The following is an 18,059-nucleotide window of genomic DNA, read 5'->3' as shown; positions in this document are numbered from 1 at the left end:
CTGGGGGAATCGACCATGAGCTTTGTGCAGCATAAAAAAATAACGCTTTTTGATATCGTGAATTATACGTTGTTGGCGATCATCTCGGTATCCTGTCTGTTTCCTTTTGTTTATGTGTTGAGCTTGTCCTTGACGGATCGAGCCGTTTACGTTCCATATACCTTCCATTTATTTCCCGAAAAATGGTCCTTGGCCGCATATGCCTATATTTTATCATCGGATAGTTTTCTGAATGCCTTGAACAGCACATTGTTTATTACGATTGTAGGCTCGATTTTAAATTTGGCTTTTACCTTTACGATGGCTTACGGCTTGACCGAAAAAAGATTGCCTCACCGAAAATGGATTTACGGGATCGTTGTATTTTCTCTGGTGTTCAGCGCAGGGTTAATCCCCGGCTTTTTTCTGGTTAAGGAGCTGGGCTTGATGAATTCGTATTGGGCACTGATCCTTCCGTCGCTGACCAATGCATGGAGTCTGATCGTGGTCAAAAGCTTTATGGATTCATTGCCGGTAGAGGTGATGGAGTCAGCCAAAATCGACGGCTGTACGGACCTGGGTGTTTTTGGTCGTATCATCCTGCCGCTCAGCAAGCCGGCCTTGGCCGCATTTTTTCTGTTTTTTGCTGTGGCTCATTGGAACACCTACTTTAATGCGCTCATGTTTTTGACTGATTCCAAAAAATGGACGCTGCAGGTACTGGTCAAATCGTTGGTACTGGATAACCGCGCTTCAACCTCCGGCATGGAAGCCTCTATCGGCGACTCAGCCCCGCCGTCGGAGACTGTCCGTTCCGCGGCCATTATCCTCGCGATCCTTCCTATCCTGTTCATCTATCCTTTTTTGCAAAAGCATTTTGCGAAGGGTGTCATGGTTGGTTCAGTGAAAGGGTAAGGTTAAACGTGCTGTGGCGAAGTAAATGAAGGTAATATTTGTAAATTTTAGAATTGAGCAAATACACGACTTAAGCCTTGCCCTGACCCGGGGCGGGCTTATTTTTCATTTAAAAAAGTAATTAGATCCGAAGTCCTCTTTTTTAAATCGTATTGTTTTCAAATTATACCGTATTGATTTCAAATCATGATATATTGAAGGAGCGGAATGAGCAGGTGTTACCGATAAGGTACATAACCCGTGAAATTGAGTGGAAGGTGCTTGTGATAAAAATGAATACTTATGTCAGCAAGTTATTTCATCGCAGAAAGTTTTTCGTGAAGCTTTTAACCTATTCCTTGTTGATTGCCATCATTCCGAATATGGTTACATCAATCTTGGCTTATGTAAATGTCACGAAAGTATTTCGTCAGGAAGCCAGCACCAAAAACCAAGTGCTTTTGAATCAAATGAAAAGCGCGATGGAGATTCTGGTACAGCAAATACAAGAGAACAATAAGCAAGTCATTTATAATACGTCGTTTCGTAATTTCGAGAATTTTCCCAACGGGTATTATTATGAGAACTTGTCGGGGAATCTGAAAACGGAGGATTTGCCGACCAACTACTGGTATTTGAGAAACAAAGATGAAGCCGTAAACAGCATCAATCTGTTTAAACTGTCCAGTTCTTATGTGGATACGGTGTATTATTATGACCGTGACAAAAGCATCGTGTTAACTTTCGGCGGCGAAACCTTGCTCAAACAATACGACTATGGTTCCTTTTATGATAAGGACTGGTTTGATTCACTGGACCGATTCGACGAGCGTGGCGTGGTTTTTCTCGATACCCGTCCAGCCGTGCAAGCGAATCAAAGCTTGAAAAATGTAATCACTCTGATCATCCGTTCAAGTGTGTCCAATGCCTTTATTATTAATCTGGATGTGGACAAGCTTGAGGACAAGATCGTATCCAAGCTGTCGGATCAGGATAACCTGCTGATCGTTTCCCGGGAACGTGGATTGATCTTCAAATCCCACGGGGAGAAAACGACTGACGAGCTGCTTGAACTCATCAAGGACGATACACGTGTGTTCCAAGATACCAATAATACCGTTATCCAGAAAAACATGCTGATCACCAGCACGTTCTCGCCCGAGCTTGGCTGGTCATTCGTCAATTATACGAGTATGGATAGCTTGGAGCAAGGATTGAACTACCTGAAGCAGCAGATTCTCATGTCATCGTTGTTTTTGATTTTTGCGACCGTTTTAATTGCCTTTTTATCTTCCAAAAAGCTGTATCGGCCTCTTCAGCAAGTGATGGATACGATGAGAATACAAAAACAAAAAGCGGATGGCAGCTCCAAACCGGAGTTGAAGGATGAGTTTCAAGACATTGCCGATTTCGTTCGGTTGACCGTATATGAGAAAGAACGGATCATTGACAGATTGCAGGAAAGCTTGCCTTACTATAGGGAAAAATTTATTGTTTCGTTACTGAAGCCGAGTACCCGGACAGAAGAAGAGATTAATGCCAAGCTTGATTATTTAGGAATCGAATTTGAATTAGGTCCTGTCATTTGTTTTGTCGTATCCATGGATAACTATACTATATTGCTGGAGGCGGAGGATCCGAAAATTATTGATTTGTACCGAATCAAGGTCATTCATTTATTGCAGCAGTGCAGTTATGACGGCGAGCAGGTCCTGATCACGGAAGTAGAGGATGACAAGCTTGCAATTGTAATGACTATGGGAAGCTTGTCATTGGATAATGTCTTTTTGATTGCTGAAGGTGTGATGCAGCAGCTACAGGAATCAATGGGAGACGGATTTACAATCGGGATTGGCAGTCCGTGCAGCGATATGTCCACACTTCCGGGTTCGTATCACGGCGCATTGGAATCTCTGCAATTTAGATTTTTATATGGCGGCAATCAAGTCATTTTTATTGGTGATGTCTTCTTTGATTTCCAGTGGGGACCAGGATTGGTTCAAACAGTTGTCCGAAGCGTATGTCGCCAACATTAAATTGGGGAAATCGGAGGAGGCCAAGCAGACGTTGGACGCCATTGTGGAGAGCATCAAAGAGAAACGCATCCACTACAATGAAGCCCGTTCTTTCTTTGCACAGCTGCTCCAGGGTCTGCAGTATGGGATTTCGGCGATCGGAGGCAAGACGGATACGTTGTTCGGGCTGGATCCCTATCAGAAGCTTGCGAATAAACAGAGGATTGAGGATATTACCGACTGGTTCGAGGAACTTACGGATCGGGTGATTGTATCCGTATCGGAAGAATTTAATGCTAAAGGTACCAATCATATTACCAAAATACTGGATATCATTGATGCGGATTTGAGCCAAGATCTGAGCCTAAATGCAGTCGCCAGCCGCTTGTCGCTCAATCCTTCCTATGTCAGCCGCCTCTTCAAGCAATTTGTTGGCAAGACGTTCGTTGAATTTGTGACGTCCCGGCGGATTGAACAGGGAAAGCTGCTGCTGGAAACGACAGACATGAAGGTGGGCGATGTGGCCACAAGCGTTGGTTACCAGAATTCGTATTATTTTATTAAACTGTTCAAAGAAGCAACGGGCATGACCCCTGGAGAATATCGTAAGCAGCATGTGCGGGAGTAATATAATCTTGATATCACATTTATTAAAATCAAGGAAAGAAGCCCACTTGATGGGCACACACAGCCATTTTCCACATTAATCTTTTGACATGGTGAAACTACTATATATTTCGTCGTTTTAAGCATGCTATGCTCTGAATGCGGGATGAAAGCGCTTCATTGAAGAAGGTCTTAATAACGACCGCGAACAAATGAAAACATATGGGGAGGTAACAAGAGAATGAACAGAAAGTGGATTGGAACGACCGTTGCCGCATCAATGATGGTCACACTCATTGCTGCGTGCTCCAACAATACGCCGGCTAAACCAGCGGCGGGAGGCGCGGTTAAAGAACAGTCTAAGGACGCTTCCAAAATCGTGATTTATATGAACACGAATGCGATCTCCCGCAAACCGGAAGGCAGTGACCCGAAAGCGCTGGAAGAAGTGACGAAATATGTCAAAGAACAAACTGGCGTAGAAGCAAAGGCAATCATCCCTCCTAAAGGCTCCGAGAAGGATAAGCTGAATGTTCTGCTCGCCTCAGGCGACCAACTGGATGTCTTTCAAGGAGGCTGGGATGAATACAAACAGGCCATTATTCCATTGAATGATCTTCTGGACAAATACGGTCCCGACATCAAGAAGGCGTGGGACGCCGATGCTTGGAAGCTGATGACGGATAAGGACGGGAAAATTTGGGGGATTCCACGAATTATTACGACAGCCCCTTTCCCGCTTTGGGTTCGGGCAGACTGGCTGCAGAAGCTGAACCTCCCGATGCCGAAGACGCTTGATGAATTCGAGAATGTGCTTAAAGCCTTCAAGGAAAGAGATCCAGATGGCAACGGGAAGGACGATTCTATTCCAATCCTGCTGGACGACCGGTTTCAATATGGCTTGGTCGGCGCATTCACCGAGAACGGCTACAGCAATTGGATAGACCCAAAGGATAACAAACTGAAAATTCCCGAACTGCAGCCAGGTTACGTCGATTTCTTAGCAAAGATGGCTGACTGGTACCAGAAAGGCTACATTTATCGTGAAACGTTCGCCAAGTATGATGTACTGGAAATGTTGAAGACCAATCGTGTCGGTGCGGTGGACATCTGGTACTCTAATTTGACTGTTAATGCGCCGAAAGTGGCACAGACGGTGAAGGAGATGGACTACCAAGCTATTCCTGATATCAAAGGACCTAAAGGTTACTTCCAAACGGCATATCCTGGAACATCTTCGGCCATGCTCGTAACCAAATCTTCAAAAAGTCCGGAGGGGGTCATTAAATTCATTAACTGGCAGTATCAAAACGTGGAGAACCACTTGACTGCCTGGTACGGTTTAAAGGACAAACATTGGAAATGGGCTGATGAAGGTAAGAAGACCGTCGAGGTGTTCAATCCAAGTCCATACGCCGGAGAGTTTATGATTACTCTTGGACTGGCTATGGAAAGAAAGTATGCTACGAATGATCCGCTGCGGGTTAAGCACTCCAATTTTCTGAATAATGAATTAACCAAGTTTGATATAGTGAAAATGCCTCTCGATCTCGGTGTTATTTATGACCAGATGGCTCTGAAGGAAAAGGTACCGAACGCGGGCGATTTGGATCGTCTCCGGAAAGAGGAAGTTATCAAGTTTATTATGGGTGCCCGTCCAATTAGTGACTACAATAAGTTTGTAGATGAGCTATACAAGGCGGGTCTTGATAAGCTGATTGATTTCCAAACGGAACAGTATAACAAACAAAAGAAATAAGCCATACTGCATTTCGGCAGGTTAGGTTTATATGGACCTGCCGCATCGCCTTACTGAATGGCTGGACGGGAGAGTTACAACTATGAATTCACAGAGGTTTGGGAATATTTGGAGAAGGCAGAAGTTTTATTATTTTCTGATGCTTCCCGGTCTGCTTTACTTCTTCATCTTTCATTACATTCCGATGTTTGGTGTATCCATTGCGTTCAAGGACATCACACCTTTTGATGGTATCGAGGGAATATTCGACGGCGAGTGGGTAGGCCTCACACATTTCAAGCGTTTTTTCGATTCCTATTATTTTTGGAATGTGCTTGGAAATACCGTTATCATCAGTCTGTATAAACTGTTTTTTGGTTTTCCCGCTCCGATCCTGCTTGCTCTATTATTGAATGAGGTCACGAGCAAATGGTTCAAAAAAAGCGTGCAGACCATTTCTTATTTGCCGCACTTTATTTCCATTGTTGTTGTTGCCGGGTTATTGACCAATTTGTTGTCAACAGACAATGGAATTCTGAATGCCATTCTAAGCGCCCTCGGTAAAGAAGCAGTTTCCTTTTTGGGTGAGCCGGCCTATTTTCGAACCATCCTGGTCCTTTCCGATGTATGGCAATCAATAGGTTGGGGCAGTATTTTATATCTTGCAGCCATGGCGGGAATCGATCCGCAGCTGTATGAAGCTGCCAAGATGGACGGAGCCCACCGTTTACGGCAAATGTGGCATATTACTTTGCCTGGCATTAGTTTTGTCGTATCCATTCTGCTCATCTTGAATGTAGGCAAATTTTTGGAAGCCGGGTTCGAGCAAATCTTTCTTTTGTATTCTCCGTCTGTGTATCAAGTTGCGGATATCATTGATACGTATGTATATCGGCAAGGCCTGCTGCAAATGCAATATTCTTTCGCGGCCGCCATTGGTGTGTTCAAAAATATTGTGGGTATGGTCTTGATTCTGCTCGCCAATTACATCGTCAAAAAAATGGATCAGCCCGGGCTGTGGTAAGGGGAGGGAAATACTATGATTAACAAAAGAGAAAAAACAACCCAATGGTTGATCTACATTGTCCTTGTCCTCGTATCTCTCGCCTTTTTACTGCCATTTTTGTCGGTCTTATCTACTTCCTTGGTTAGTGAAAAAGAGTGGATGCGGCGAGGTGCCTTTATTTTATTCCCTGAAGAGTTGGATTGGACAGCTTATCGGATGGTTTTATTCGATAGCACATTAATTTGGGGTGCGTACCAAGTTACTCTCTTCCGTGTAATGGTGGGAACAGCGCTGAATTTGATCGTGACTGCCATGCTCGCTTACAGTCTGGCCCGCAGGGAATTGCCGGGGAAAAATATAGCTGTTACTTTCATCTTTATTACGATGATCTTTCACGGCGGTTTAATCCCGAGTTATTTACTTATCAAGTATATCGGATTGCAAAATTCGTTATGGGTATTAGTTCTGCCATCGCTTGTGAGTGCGTGGAATACGTTCATCATGCGCAATTTCTTCATGTCGATTCCGATTGAGCTTGAGGAATCAGCCGTAATTGACGGCGCCTCACCAGCTAAAGTGTTAATGAAGATCATTGTCCCTTTATCGATGCCGTCGTTTGCTACGATCGGGTTGTTTTACGGGGTTTATCATTGGAATGAATGGTTTCAAGCCTCTATCTATCTGAATGATACACACAAGTATCCGATTCAGGTGTTCATGCGCAATATATTGCTCAGCGGTTCACTTCAAGATGAACAAATGGATTTGACGAATGAATTACCGCCGGCCGATACACTGAAATCAGCAGTCATTATGGTCAGCACTTTGCCTATTTTATTGGTATATCCCTTTATTCAAAAGTATTTTGTAAAAGGCACATTAGTTGGTTCCGTAAAGGGATGAACTGAATGAATTAATTGGTTGGAACCAATTGGGAGGAAGTCATAAAATGAAGTTTGATTTGCACACACACCATCATCGCTGCGGGCACGCAGTCGATGAAATTGAGAGTTACATCCGCTCCGCTATCGACTTAGGTTTGTCGGCAATCGGGATTTCAGATCATTCTCCTTATTTTGCCGTAGAAGAGGACCATCCCTCACCAGGATTGGCGATGGCGAAGAGTGAGTTTCCAAGGTATATCGAAGAGGTAGTGAAGCTTAAGAAGCAGTATGAAGATAAAATTGAAGTTTTAATAGGTGTGGAGTCGGATTATTTTACGGATTCGATAAAGCTGTATGCCGACATATACCGCAAATATCCCATCGACTATCTCATTGGATCTATCCATATTTCCGGCGGCAAGCATATATCGGATAGAGGTTTGTGGACGGTGCTTGATGAGGAACAGTTGGAGAAGGAGAAATTCATCTATTTTGACCTGCTGCAGCAAGCAGCCAAAAGCGGCGTGTTTCAAATAATCGGCCATATGGATTTAATCAGACGATATTATAAGGATTTCATGCAATCCTGCGGTCCGCTAGTTGAAAAGACGATGCAGGTATTTGCAGAAACCGGTGCGGTGTACGAGGTCAATACCTCAGGGATTGAGCGTGGGGAAGGGATTAATCCGTGCCGAGAGGTGCTTGAAATAGCCAGTCATTATGGAGTTAAAGTCACTTTTGGTTCCGATTCGCACCGACCTGTGCGGGTAGGGGAGCATTGGCATTCAACAACCGCCTTATTGAAGCAATTGGGCTATAAGGAATTGATCATGTTCCGCAACCTTAAGCCCGTAAGTATATCGATTTAATGCGAGGGAACTAGCGATGAAACAAGCCGCAGGCTTATCAACCTGAGACGGGATATTTGCGCAGCATGACCTTCAATCTGAATTCAAAAGAATGTTCGAACTAACGACAGACGGCTACAGTGTGACCTGCAGTGCCGAAGTAAAGGACTACAGTGAAACCGTATATTTTCCGTCGTGCAGACGCAATTAAAAACAATAAACTTATAGTATATGGAGGAATTTTATATGAAAATCAGAGGTATTGCACATCGTGGTTATCCCGGGAAATTTCCAGAGAATACATTGTCGTCGTTTCAAGCAGCTTGCGATTTAAACTTTACCCATCTGGAACTGGATGTTCACTTGAGTAAGGATGGCGTTTCGGTTGTTACCCATGACTATTCCATTGATCGGTTGTCCGACGGGAAAGGATTTATTCGAGATTATACGCTGAAGGAATTGAAGCAATTCTCAATTGGTGGGACGGAAACGATCCCGACGCTTGAAGAGACGATGGATTTGCTCAAGGGTAAAATTAAAGTGCTTATCGAACTGAAGCAGGCCGGTGACATGTATCCCAATCTGGAGGAAGCAACACTTAACGTCGTTTACAGTACAGATACACTGGAACAGTCACAGATTATATCGTTCGACCATTTCTCCCTCATGCGGACGAGAGAGCTTGATAAGGACATTGAATTAGGGGCACTTTGCAGCGGTAATATGCCGCACGTATTCCCTTTTATGAAAGAAATGCGTTGTACCTTTCTGGGTTCACAGCTTAAATTCCTGACACCGGTGTACGATAGGCTTATGAGAGATAACGGCATTATTTGTGGTCCCGGAGTGATCAACTCTATGGAAGAAATGGAGATCGTTGCGGACAAATACCCGGCTGCATTGGTTACGACCGATGAACTGGAGCGTTGGGCTGACTTATATAAAAGCAACCCGAAATTGCGTCTCGAGGTTTAATCATTGTGCCGGTTCGTATGAAGTGTGGTTATATGATTGGATGAAGGAGATAGAGCAATGAAAGCAGCCGTATTCAAAGAAGCTCACCAGATTGAAGTGTTGGAATGGAAAACAACGGAGCTTAAACCCGATGAAATGAGGATTCAAGTCAAAAGCTGCGGCATTTGCGGCACAGACCAGCACATTTATCACGGAAATCCAGGCTCCGCAGCCGTAACCCCACCGCTTGTGCTCGGCCATGAGCTGGCTGGTATTGTCACAGAATGCGGGGAGCATGTGAAGCTATTAAAAGCAGGAGACCGAGTATCGATAGACCCGAATATATACTGCGGAAGCTGCCGGTATTGCCGCAATGGCCAATCGCATCTATGTGACCACCTTCAAGCTGTTGGGGTTACACGTGATGGAGGCATGGGTGAAAATGCAATCGTACCCGCTGCGAATTGCTATTTGCTGCCGGATTCGATGAGCTTTGCCGAGGGGGCAATGGTTGAGCCACTTGGTTGTGTGCTGCATGGCTTCAAGAAAGTCGACATTCGCCCGATTCATTCCGTGCTGCTGATCGGTGGTGGCTTTATCGGACAATTATTCCTGCAATTGGTGAAAAAGCAAAGTGCAGCAAGGATCGTGGTTAGTGAGCCTGCTGCAGAAAAGCATAAGGCGTTGCTGGCACTGGGTGCTGATGAGGTCGTGCAGCCAACCGCTTTAGTAATGGAGCAGCTCAAGGGAGAATTCGACGTAATCATTGAATGCGTGGGCCGCAAGGAATCAATGGAGCTTGCCATTGAAGCTGCAAGAAAGGGTGGACAGGTGCTGCTATTTGGCGTCGCCAATCCGTCAACGCAAATCCAAGTGTCCCCTTATGCGATTTTCACCAAGGAGCTTTGTATATTCGGTTCCTTTATTAATCCACATACGCATGAAGAAGCAATCGCTCTGATTGACCAAAAGATCGTCAAGGTGGAGCCGTTAATCAGCCATCGATTCCCTCTAAGGGAAGTACCGCAAATTATGGGTAATTATGCAGGAATGAATGTGACCAAAGGGATCATCGTTTATTGATTCAGAAAGCGAGAAGAAAGAAGTGAACACGTTGAACGGAATATCCAGCATTTGGTTCATAAGCAACATTGAACTTATATGGCGGATGGTGCTTGCTGTTGTTCTCGGTGGATTGGTTGGCATGGAGCGTGAGTGGCATAACCATGCAGCAGGCTTCCGTACACACATTTTGGTATGTTTGGGATCAGCCACCATTATGCTGCTCTCGATCTACGGCTTCTCCGAGTTTGTTGCGGAGGCTAACGTACGGATTGACCCTGCCCGTTTGGCGGCTCAAGTCATTAGCGGTATTGGTTTTCTTGGAGCTGGCGCTATTCTCCGCAATGGTTCCTCTGTTAAGGGGTTAACCACGGCAGCCTCCATTTGGGTTGTAGCAGGCATAGGCTTGTGCATTGGCGCGGGGTTTATATACCCTGCCTTTGTTGCGACGCTTCTGGTTCTTATCAGCCTTCTTCTGTTAAACAAATGGGAGAAGTATTTGCTAAGGCACCGCCGAAGTAATGATGTCACGATCAAAGCACATGATGATCCCGGAATGCTTGGAAACATTGCTTATAAGTTCAGTGAACAAGGCATTCAAATCATAAATGTAAAAATGACGCATGATTTGGATCAAATGGATGACGAGGACGGGAGAGCGAAAACCCAATTCTATTTTAACCTGCAGGTTAAGGACCGGAATAAAATCTTATTGGCGGTCGAGCAAATTAAAGGACTGGAATCCATTCTTTCAGTTGAAACAAGTCCTGGCCATGACAGGGTGAGGGTTCACCAGCGATTGCCTATGTGATCGTTATAAATGGTGTAGGCATTTACTTGCATGTTCGTTTTTTTGAGAATAAGAGGGTTGAAGCGATTGGCATCGGTTCTTTTGGTCCATGTCGAAAGCTTAATATTGAAAATATAAACAGCTTAAGTCTTGCCCTGAACGGGGCGGGGCTTATTTTTTGTGCGCAACGCATGGCGATTAACAAGGTGCTCGGAAAAGATAATAAATAAATTCTTTCACATGCTGAATACACGAGCAGATTCCAGGAATTAACTTTAAGAGACATAATAGCAATCAGGTTGGCCTCCCTTTTCATGCAGCTTAATTTTTAATTTATTTACACTAGGCTTCAGAAGAAATAAAGTTATTACTGAGTTGTAAGCATCAAATTTAATAAGTACATGCACGCTTAGGCTTTCGCCCACATAAAATAATACTAATCGCAACGTGGGGGTGACGAGTGTGCCTGGATTGTTTTCAGCAATAGCTCTGTTTATTAAAGAAGTCGTTCTGCTGGTTTCGTACGTAAAAAACAATGCTTTTCCTCAGCCGCTATCTGAATCGGAAGAAGAAAAGCACCTTCGGTTAATGGCTGATGGTAATCAGCATTCGCGAAATTTGTTAATAGAGCATAACCTGAGGCTTGTGGCCCATATCGTCAAAAAATTTGACAACACCGGTGAAGATTTGGAGGATCTCATCTCCATCGGAACGATTGGATTAATCAAAGCGATCGAATCATTTTCCCCAGACAAAGGCACCAAGCTGGCCACCTTTGCTGCACGCTGCATTGAGAATGAAATACTTATGCATTTGAGATCGCTGAAGAAGACGCGTAAGGATGTATCCCTTCATGATCCAATTGGAACAGATAAAGAAGGTAATGAGATTACGTTAATTGATATTCTTGGGTCTGAAGCCGACGACGTTGCCGATTTAGTGCAACTAAAGATTGAAAAGTCGAAGATCTACCGGAATCTCGATATCTTAGAGGAGCGGGAACGGGAGGTCGTTGTTGGCCGTTTTGGTCTGGAGGCCGGCGGTGAGGAGAGGACGCAGCGAGAGATTGCCAAGTCGTTGGGCATCTCGCGTTCATATGTGTCGCGAATCGAAAAGCGTGCATTGATGAAGCTATATCATGAGTTTTATAAGGTGAAACGTTAGGAAATAGGATATGAACCTTTAACGAGTCTGCCTGGACGGCAGGCTCTAATCTATAAGTGAAAGGACGTAGTGGTTTTGGACGAGCTGCTGGAAGTTGTTGAAAAAAACATAAATAGTATAAAGTCAACGATTGAACGAACCAAGAGATATCATAAATATCCATTTACCACAAATTGTGACCATTATTACACGCTTATATTGTTACAAAATCGTTTGGACAATTGGGAAAACTTTTCGAAAATAATACTAAGTTTTAAAAATAGTCACTGTGTCCCCGTGAGTAAAATGAGTAATATTTTTGAGAAAATAATAACGGTTGAAAGGAATGGTGTTCCTGGATTTATCACACGAAAAACGGAAGAGGAAATGTTAGCGTACATCAGAGTGTTAGAGTGGAAAATCGATGATTTGCAAGGGATATGGTTAACGTGCCCTACTTAAGGGCTTAGCTTAAGCAGGTAAATAATGAAAAAAACAGCTTATCTGTGAAGAAAGAGATCATCACATTTGTAATACAATAGTTAGTCAAGAAGAACATGTGGAAAACAAATTACAATTGGGGTGAAAATAATGACACTGCTAAATGACGGAGAAAAGGTCAATATTTTAATCGATCTTTTAGAACGTCATATTGATAAACTACCGAGTGAGAACGGCTTTGCCAATTATCTTGAATCAATCCGTGGGTTTCTAAAAACAAAAGATCCAATTCTTCAAAAAGCAGCCTTTTCTAATAGTGAGTTGTTTATTGACAACTTTTCTTATGTTTTAAATAACCATATTACTTTAAAACAGTCGGTAGGTTCACTAATAGCTGCATTCGATAAAGTGGGATATGCTGATTCAATGGATGCTGCTATGATCATTATTGAGTTTGAGGAACTCCTAAAACAAATGCCTGTAGAAGATGCTGAAAATTTTTATAAGGAACGTTGGATAACTGATAAATATCGGGATTGATGTTTGATCTTACTTTAAATCGAAAGGAATAGCTTAATGTCTCAGTTGATAAACCGACGAATGATGAAAAAACATTATGCACAAGGCGTTATTTCGGAGCTTCAGCAATTAGGGTATCCTTGTGAGCAAGCGAAGACTGCTTTTTTTCGCCACTATAGAGACATGAAGCGTACGTTTGGACTTGAGCCAAATGTAAGCGAATTTGCTAAGTTGATCGATGAGTTTGAAAAAGCGATGAAGCGCAAATACAACCCGAATGATCCAAATCAAATTTTTGTGGGCCACCTTCGGAAAAGGGTTAGAAAATAAGTGAGTAAAGGCTGATATCGCTGCCCAAGAGCCGTTTGATTAAGCGGTCAACTATAAACTGGACCTGTGGAAGAAGCTAACCGCATATGCAAGACGGTGGTTCTAGATCGACAATATCTATGAAGAGCGATGATTAAACAGTCCATTTTGATCGAACGAACTGTGCAAAAGGCAAACTCCTAACTAAGGTTGTCTATCCAAGAAACAGCAAACAGTATTTGCTTAAATGGATTGCCTGAGGAAAGGCTATATAGCATAAGTCATCTTAAACTCGTCTGAGGTTGCTCCAAATGGTTGTGGTGTAAAGTTCTAATTCATGATAACTTAACTGATAATGAAGTCATGGGATGGAGCAACTTATTTTGGAAACAGAAATGGATCTATTTAAATAAATTCAATATGAGTCGGCGATCATTTTACTAACGGTGAGGTGGTATTTAGAATAGAGTTTAAGCTATCGAGATTTAGTAAAGATATGGGCGAGCGATGATTAAAATTTCCCATACGATGAACTCAAAATCCCGCATTGGGACCGTATAGGATTTTGGCTTTGCTATCGCAGGCTACTGAGCGGCACGTTTGGGTGGCCCGCCGACGGCATAACTCCGTTGCATCTCACCTAACGGGAGGCTACGATGGTTGCTCGATGGCTATCGCTTACACAACAGCAGGTGCATCCCCGCGTTTCGCCGGAAGCGGCTATTTAGTAGTAGCCGGTAGGAGAAGGCGCGTATCCTGTCGAATCTTCAAATCGGAATCCCTTACATAGAAGAGAACAAATCCAGCAGCAAAACGTCGAGCTTGAGCAACAAAATACAAACAAGTCCATGAGCTTGGGAACTGTCGGCCAGGCTCTCATGGTACGAAGAACAGTTCCGTCTGGCGCAGCAGAAGCGTTTTGGCACTTCATCGAAAAGACGCATCCAGATCAACTGGAGCTGAACCTATTTAATGAAGCCGAAGTGATCGCAGTGCCTGAACCCGAGCGAATTAGAGTTTCGAGAGGTATCGGATCATATAAATGCCCTTGGGACAAGGTAAGCATGAATACGCTAAAGAGAGAAACAAGAACTCAATAAATAAATCAGCAGGCTACCAGGCAGGCATTTAAGACAGATATTGATGCCTACATATGCTTTTACAATTACGAAAGATTAGAGAGGAATTTAACAGCCTCAGTCCGATAAAATTTCGGAACCAGGTGGGATAGATAATTTTCTTTTTTCTACTGTTTACTTGACGAGGTGCAGTTCACTTTGATGCATCCATGGTTTATTTGTTATTTGGAATTAATCGGTTTAGTGGCTAGATTTCCAACTCGGTCTACCCTGGTGGTGGCCGAGATAGATGAACAGTGAATGATCCCGTTAAAATATCAGATTTAGGGAGAGCCAATGCAAACTTTTGATTTGATTTCTGACATTCATCTTGAATTCTGGATTCCCTTTATTCAAAACGTGGATAGAATGAGGTCTCAAATAGATTCATTCATTGATGATATATTGCCTGATAAACCCTCAAAAGTCCTAGTAATCGCTGGTGATTTAGGGCATTACAATGAACAGAATATTCTTATGTTGACAAGCTTTAGGCGGTATTACGAATATGTACTGTTTACATTTGGGAACCACGACTTATATATGATTTCCTCCGCGCAGCGAGAGCGTTATAACAATAGCTCTATAAATCGTTGGGGAGAAATGAAACAGCATGCAGCAGAAATTCCTGGTGTTTTTCCGCTAGATGGAAATCTGATGGAAATTGAGGGCGTAACATTCGGTGGTACAGGGATGTGGTACGATTATTCGTTTGGCATTCAAGAGTTAGGTATGACAAAAGCAAGACTCCATAAACTGTGGAAACAAGCGATGAATGATGTAAATTATATTATCGAGTCTCCTATATTTCTTCAGGAAGAGGAGAAACTCTCAAAAGTATTTAAGCAGTGTAACGTTGTAGTTACTCATGTCGGACCTGATTGGTCTAATGTGCATGGGAAATATCGGATAGATCCTATCACAAGCTTTTTCTACTTTGATGGTTCCAAATGGTTGTCTCAAGCTCGTGGAAAGATTTGGTGTTACGGACATACTCATTCTAGTAATGATTATGCGATCGAAGGTTGTCGTCTAGTAAATAATGCATTGGGCTATCCGAACGAAAATCCTTTCTCGAAGCTAGTATCTATTGAAATAGTACAGGTATAGATGAGGTGAGCGGGTTTTGGTGCAACTAATGAAACTAATTAAAGATACCCGCAAAACCAAATAATTTATGGATTAATTCAACTGTAGAGAGGACAGACGAATGATTGCATTGACCTGTCCTGTCCTGTCCTTTCCTTGTGCATCGATGATCTTGTTCAAATATATTGTTGAGATACTTCTGTTTTCCTAAAAATGTTCCTGATTTACAGCCTCCTCATCCTTCAATTGCTGGACCGCGGTAGGGTAAGCTAGTGTTTATCGACGGTGATAACACGCGGCGTTTGGTTGTGTGGTGAAGTCAACACCTTCGTGAAGAATCGTCTGGCTGCGGGAGCATTTCGATTTTCAGATAGCACGAAATCAATCATCTTTCCTTTTGATCGTGACTCCTCAGCAGTATGCCTCATTTGAGCCGGACATCGATATTAGGGAGCATGCAAGATACGCTTCCTTGTCGGAGCGGCAGACCTCAATATTACGAGCTGGTACACGATCAGTGACAGGGATACGGAGCAACTGCTCGATCAGTTTTACCCGGAGATCAAGGATCGGAGATAACGCTTCGCAGGGTGCTAAGCGATCGTAAGCACAGAACAGGCGTTCTGTGTGCTGAACTGGAAAGCCGAGCAATCCTAGAGCGATTCGATCCAGCGATATTATTTGTTTTTCCACGGTTAGCCTTGAAGAGCGTTCAGCCCTTCAGGGAAATTCGTCGTTGTTTCGTCTGTCAACTCACTGGTACATGTTCTTGAATTGCTCCGGCGTTAACCTTTCCAGGCGGCGGAACGTTGCTACGAAATGACTCGGATCGGTGAAGCCGACCATGCCAGAGATTGCCTTGACGGTGAGCTCGCTTTTCTGAGCCAAAAGCTCCTTGGCCTTCTGCAGCCGCAGCTGGAGTAAGTACGAATAAGGGCTTGTTCCGAAGGTGTTTCGAAACAATGTATTCAGATGCTACGGGCTCATATGCAACTGGCGAGCCATATCGGGAAGTCCGATCCCCAGATCGCCGTACTGCTCCTCCAACCATTGAATCAACGGGGTTAACCGTTCGTATCGTTGAGTCAAGGCAGGTGCATTGGCTTCATGACCACAGGTTTTGAGCAAGATGAAGAACTGGTATACGTCAGCGCTCCCTGCTGCTCCAGTCAATTCGGGATTAAGCTGTACGTCCTCCATGAACGTTTGGAACAGCTCATAAAAAAGCTCCGGCGTGTCCAACTGGTACAGATTGGAATGATGCAGTCCCATTGCGCTGAGAATCGCCTGAACCAAGGATCCGCTAAAGGTGATAAAATAGGTCATCCAAGACTACACAGTTGCTGAAGCATGGATTAGTGGTAAACTACCCGGGATTTATGAATATGAACTTACACTGACTTTCTTTGATGAGAACAATCATATACTTGGAAATGCACACGTTCATCAAAATTGAACGGTCCGCGAACACCTGATCAAGCTGGTCCGGAAGGTGGAGGGGACATATATCTCATTGACATTGTTGGGAATGGAAATTGGACAAATTATCACCATGCTGAAATTAGAGTAGATAAAGTGTCTGCTTCTACATCAGCTTAAGTTAACTGATCATGAAAGTTCAATCACGACATGACGGCAGCCGGCATACGATCGGCTGCCGTTTTCCTTTGAGGGACGGGCAGTTATGCTCAATATCTGTGGGTAGGGAAATTGCAAACTCGGCTTATAGGTATAAGGTATAAAAGATATAGAATTTAATTATTTTACTCTATAATCTTCCTTGCACTATAATTGCAATAAAATGGATGACGGATGGTGATTAAATGAATGTTTCTTGTTCTGCAGCGGGTTTGATCGTCAAAGATGGACATATTCTTCTTGTTATGATTACTTATGGAGCAAATAAGGGACATTGGATGCTGCCAGGAGGATTTGTTGATGAAGGTGAAACATTTCAAGAAACTGCAATAAGAGAAGTGGAAGAAGAAACCGGATTAATTACCAAAGCAAAAAGGCTTATTGGGGTGAGAAATGGAGTTCGGGCTCTTCCGAGTGGGACAGAACACGGGATATACTTAATATTTGAAATGGAAGTAACGCAAGGTACTATTTGTGCTGATGGATATGAGGTTGCTGAAGCTAGATTTATACCAATAGAAGAAGCATTGCGAGATCCATTGGTAATCGACTTAACGAAAGAGATTATACGTGCATTTAATTCGAATAATAATGGATTATTTCAACTTCAGAACTCAATACAAACTAACAGTAGCTGGGTCAAATATGAAGTATTAGTTTGAAATTGAATTAAGTCATTGCACTAACGGATACGAGTTCAATAAACTAACAGGCTGCCATGGCAGCCTGTTTTTGCGGTGCGCCTCACAGTCGCACAATCTAAGTGGTTCAAATCCACTCGGTAACTTTACCCTTTAAAGTGCCGTAGCCGAAGTAGAGGTCCGACTCCAGAGGGGTAGGATTGGCAGGGTGTCCCTTGCGAGAGGGAATTCGAAGGGCCTGCAGGCAAAGTCCAGCCCGGAATGCAGTGAACCAGAGGTGGCGGCGATGTTGGGTGACCCGCCCGCAAAACGGGGAAACCTATACGGTTAAGTATATCTTGCAGGAAAACAAATAAAGGGATATGACCTGCTAGGCTCATCGACG

General features: G+C 43.5%; 21 protein-coding genes and 1 pseudogene. 19 read left to right on the top strand and 3 right to left on the bottom strand.

Annotation, left to right across the window (positions count from 1 at the left end; all coding sequences use genetic code 11):
- Positions 1 to 15 precede the first annotated feature (15 nt).
- The 18 genes and pseudogenes from LRL21_RS02670 to LRL21_RS02590 all read left to right on the top strand — a co-directional run bounded on the left by LRL21_RS02670 (position 16) and on the right by LRL21_RS02590 (position 15,416).
- Positions 16 to 894 (top strand): carbohydrate ABC transporter permease, encoded by an 879-nt coding sequence (locus tag LRL21_RS02670; protein WP_076231850.1) that lies wholly within the window; start codon positions 16 to 18, stop codon positions 892 to 894.
- Between the two features lie 272 nt (positions 895 to 1,166).
- Positions 1,167 to 2,909 (top strand): CdaR family protein, encoded by a 1,743-nt coding sequence (locus tag LRL21_RS02665; RefSeq protein ID WP_240414222.1) that lies wholly within the window; start codon positions 1,167 to 1,169, stop codon positions 2,907 to 2,909.
- Positions 2,836 to 3,516 carry a helix-turn-helix transcriptional regulator gene (locus tag LRL21_RS02660; RefSeq protein ID WP_240414221.1) on the top strand — a complete coding sequence of 227 codons (681 nt, stop codon included), beginning with the start codon at positions 2,836 to 2,838 and terminating at the stop codon, positions 3,514 to 3,516. The genes LRL21_RS02665 and LRL21_RS02660 overlap by 74 nt, the downstream gene beginning before the upstream one ends.
- A gap of 219 nt (positions 3,517 to 3,735) precedes the next feature.
- Entirely contained in the window at positions 3,736 to 5,253 is a 1,518-nt protein-coding gene (locus LRL21_RS02655) for a type 2 periplasmic-binding domain-containing protein (RefSeq protein ID WP_240414220.1), read from the top strand.
- An 82-nt stretch (positions 5,254 to 5,335) separates the two neighbouring features.
- Positions 5,336 to 6,256, top strand: coding sequence for an ABC transporter permease (locus tag LRL21_RS02650; RefSeq protein WP_240414219.1), 921 nt, complete (start codon positions 5,336 to 5,338; stop codon positions 6,254 to 6,256).
- Positions 6,257 to 6,271: 15 nt separating this feature from the next.
- A complete protein-coding gene (locus tag LRL21_RS02645) occupies positions 6,272 to 7,141 on the top strand; it encodes a carbohydrate ABC transporter permease (RefSeq protein WP_240414218.1) in 870 nt (289 codons plus the stop codon).
- 46 nt (positions 7,142 to 7,187) lie between these two features.
- On the top strand, positions 7,188 to 7,991 hold the full coding sequence (locus LRL21_RS02640; RefSeq protein ID WP_240414217.1) for a histidinol-phosphatase: 804 nt from the start codon (positions 7,188 to 7,190) through the stop codon (positions 7,989 to 7,991).
- A gap of 225 nt (positions 7,992 to 8,216) precedes the next feature.
- Positions 8,217 to 8,945 carry a glycerophosphodiester phosphodiesterase gene (locus tag LRL21_RS02635; protein ID WP_240414216.1) on the top strand — a complete coding sequence of 243 codons (729 nt, stop codon included), beginning with the start codon at positions 8,217 to 8,219 and terminating at the stop codon, positions 8,943 to 8,945.
- A gap of 57 nt (positions 8,946 to 9,002) precedes the next feature.
- Positions 9,003 to 10,007 carry a zinc-dependent alcohol dehydrogenase family protein gene (locus LRL21_RS02630; protein ID WP_240414215.1) on the top strand — a complete coding sequence of 335 codons (1,005 nt, stop codon included), beginning with the start codon at positions 9,003 to 9,005 and terminating at the stop codon, positions 10,005 to 10,007.
- A gap of 85 nt (positions 10,008 to 10,092) precedes the next feature.
- The gene (locus LRL21_RS02625; protein ID WP_240414636.1) at positions 10,093 to 10,797 is read left to right on the top strand and encodes an MgtC/SapB family protein; all 705 of its coding nucleotides are present in this window, start codon (positions 10,093 to 10,095) and stop codon (positions 10,795 to 10,797) included.
- Complete coding sequence (locus tag LRL21_RS02620) at positions 10,794 to 11,006, top strand: hypothetical protein (protein WP_240414214.1); 213 nt, start codon at positions 10,794 to 10,796, stop codon at positions 11,004 to 11,006. Before LRL21_RS02625 ends, LRL21_RS02620 begins: the two co-directional genes overlap by 4 nt.
- Positions 11,007 to 11,238: 232 nt before the next feature.
- Complete coding sequence (gene sigK / locus LRL21_RS02615) at positions 11,239 to 11,940, top strand: RNA polymerase sporulation sigma factor SigK (protein ID WP_240414213.1); 702 nt, start codon at positions 11,239 to 11,241, stop codon at positions 11,938 to 11,940.
- 75 nt (positions 11,941 to 12,015) lie between these two features.
- Positions 12,016 to 12,381 carry a hypothetical protein gene (locus LRL21_RS02610; protein WP_240414212.1) on the top strand — a complete coding sequence of 122 codons (366 nt, stop codon included), beginning with the start codon at positions 12,016 to 12,018 and terminating at the stop codon, positions 12,379 to 12,381.
- A 129-nt stretch (positions 12,382 to 12,510) separates the two neighbouring features.
- The gene (locus LRL21_RS02605) at positions 12,511 to 12,900 is read left to right on the top strand and encodes a hypothetical protein (RefSeq protein WP_240414211.1); all 390 of its coding nucleotides are present in this window, start codon (positions 12,511 to 12,513) and stop codon (positions 12,898 to 12,900) included.
- A gap of 60 nt (positions 12,901 to 12,960) precedes the next feature.
- Complete coding sequence (locus tag LRL21_RS02600) at positions 12,961 to 13,209, top strand: hypothetical protein (RefSeq protein WP_240414210.1); 249 nt, start codon at positions 12,961 to 12,963, stop codon at positions 13,207 to 13,209.
- Positions 13,210 to 13,727: 518 nt separating this feature from the next.
- On the top strand, positions 13,728 to 13,832 hold the full coding sequence (tnpB, locus tag LRL21_RS46750; protein ID WP_420832424.1) for an IS66 family insertion sequence element accessory protein TnpB: 105 nt from the start codon (positions 13,728 to 13,730) through the stop codon (positions 13,830 to 13,832).
- Positions 13,833 to 14,046: 214 nt separating this feature from the next.
- A pseudogene (locus LRL21_RS47240) lies at positions 14,047 to 14,180 on the top strand (IS66 family transposase); the annotation flags it as partial.
- Between the two features lie 423 nt (positions 14,181 to 14,603).
- Positions 14,604 to 15,416 carry a metallophosphoesterase gene (locus tag LRL21_RS02590; RefSeq protein ID WP_240414209.1) on the top strand — a complete coding sequence of 271 codons (813 nt, stop codon included), beginning with the start codon at positions 14,604 to 14,606 and terminating at the stop codon, positions 15,414 to 15,416.
- Between the two features lie 248 nt (positions 15,417 to 15,664).
- On the opposite strand, the gene LRL21_RS46740 is transcribed toward LRL21_RS02590, so the two are convergent.
- The 3 genes from LRL21_RS46740 to LRL21_RS02580 all read right to left on the bottom strand — a co-directional run bounded on the left by LRL21_RS46740 (position 15,665) and on the right by LRL21_RS02580 (position 16,721).
- Positions 15,665 to 15,784 (bottom strand): hypothetical protein, encoded by a 120-nt coding sequence (locus tag LRL21_RS46740; protein WP_420832419.1) that lies wholly within the window; start codon positions 15,782 to 15,784, stop codon positions 15,665 to 15,667.
- 364 nt (positions 15,785 to 16,148) lie between these two features.
- On the bottom strand, positions 16,149 to 16,358 hold the full coding sequence (locus tag LRL21_RS02585) for a helix-turn-helix domain-containing protein (RefSeq protein WP_240414208.1): 210 nt from the start codon (positions 16,356 to 16,358) through the stop codon (positions 16,149 to 16,151).
- A gap of 12 nt (positions 16,359 to 16,370) precedes the next feature.
- Complete coding sequence (locus tag LRL21_RS02580) at positions 16,371 to 16,721, bottom strand: hypothetical protein (RefSeq protein WP_240414207.1); 351 nt, start codon at positions 16,719 to 16,721, stop codon at positions 16,371 to 16,373.
- A gap of 497 nt (positions 16,722 to 17,218) precedes the next feature.
- On the opposite strand from LRL21_RS02580, the gene LRL21_RS02575 reads away from it, so the two are divergent.
- Positions 17,219 to 17,695 carry an NUDIX domain-containing protein gene (locus LRL21_RS02575; protein ID WP_240414206.1) on the top strand — a complete coding sequence of 159 codons (477 nt, stop codon included), beginning with the start codon at positions 17,219 to 17,221 and terminating at the stop codon, positions 17,693 to 17,695.
- The last annotated feature ends 364 nt before the right edge of the window (positions 17,696 to 18,059 follow it).

This window comes from Paenibacillus periandrae (genome assembly GCF_022458865.1).
Taxonomy (GTDB): Bacteria; Bacillota; Bacilli; order Paenibacillales; family NBRC-103111; genus Paenibacillus_S; species Paenibacillus_S periandrae.
This window is presented reverse-complemented; position numbering and strand designations above follow the sequence as displayed.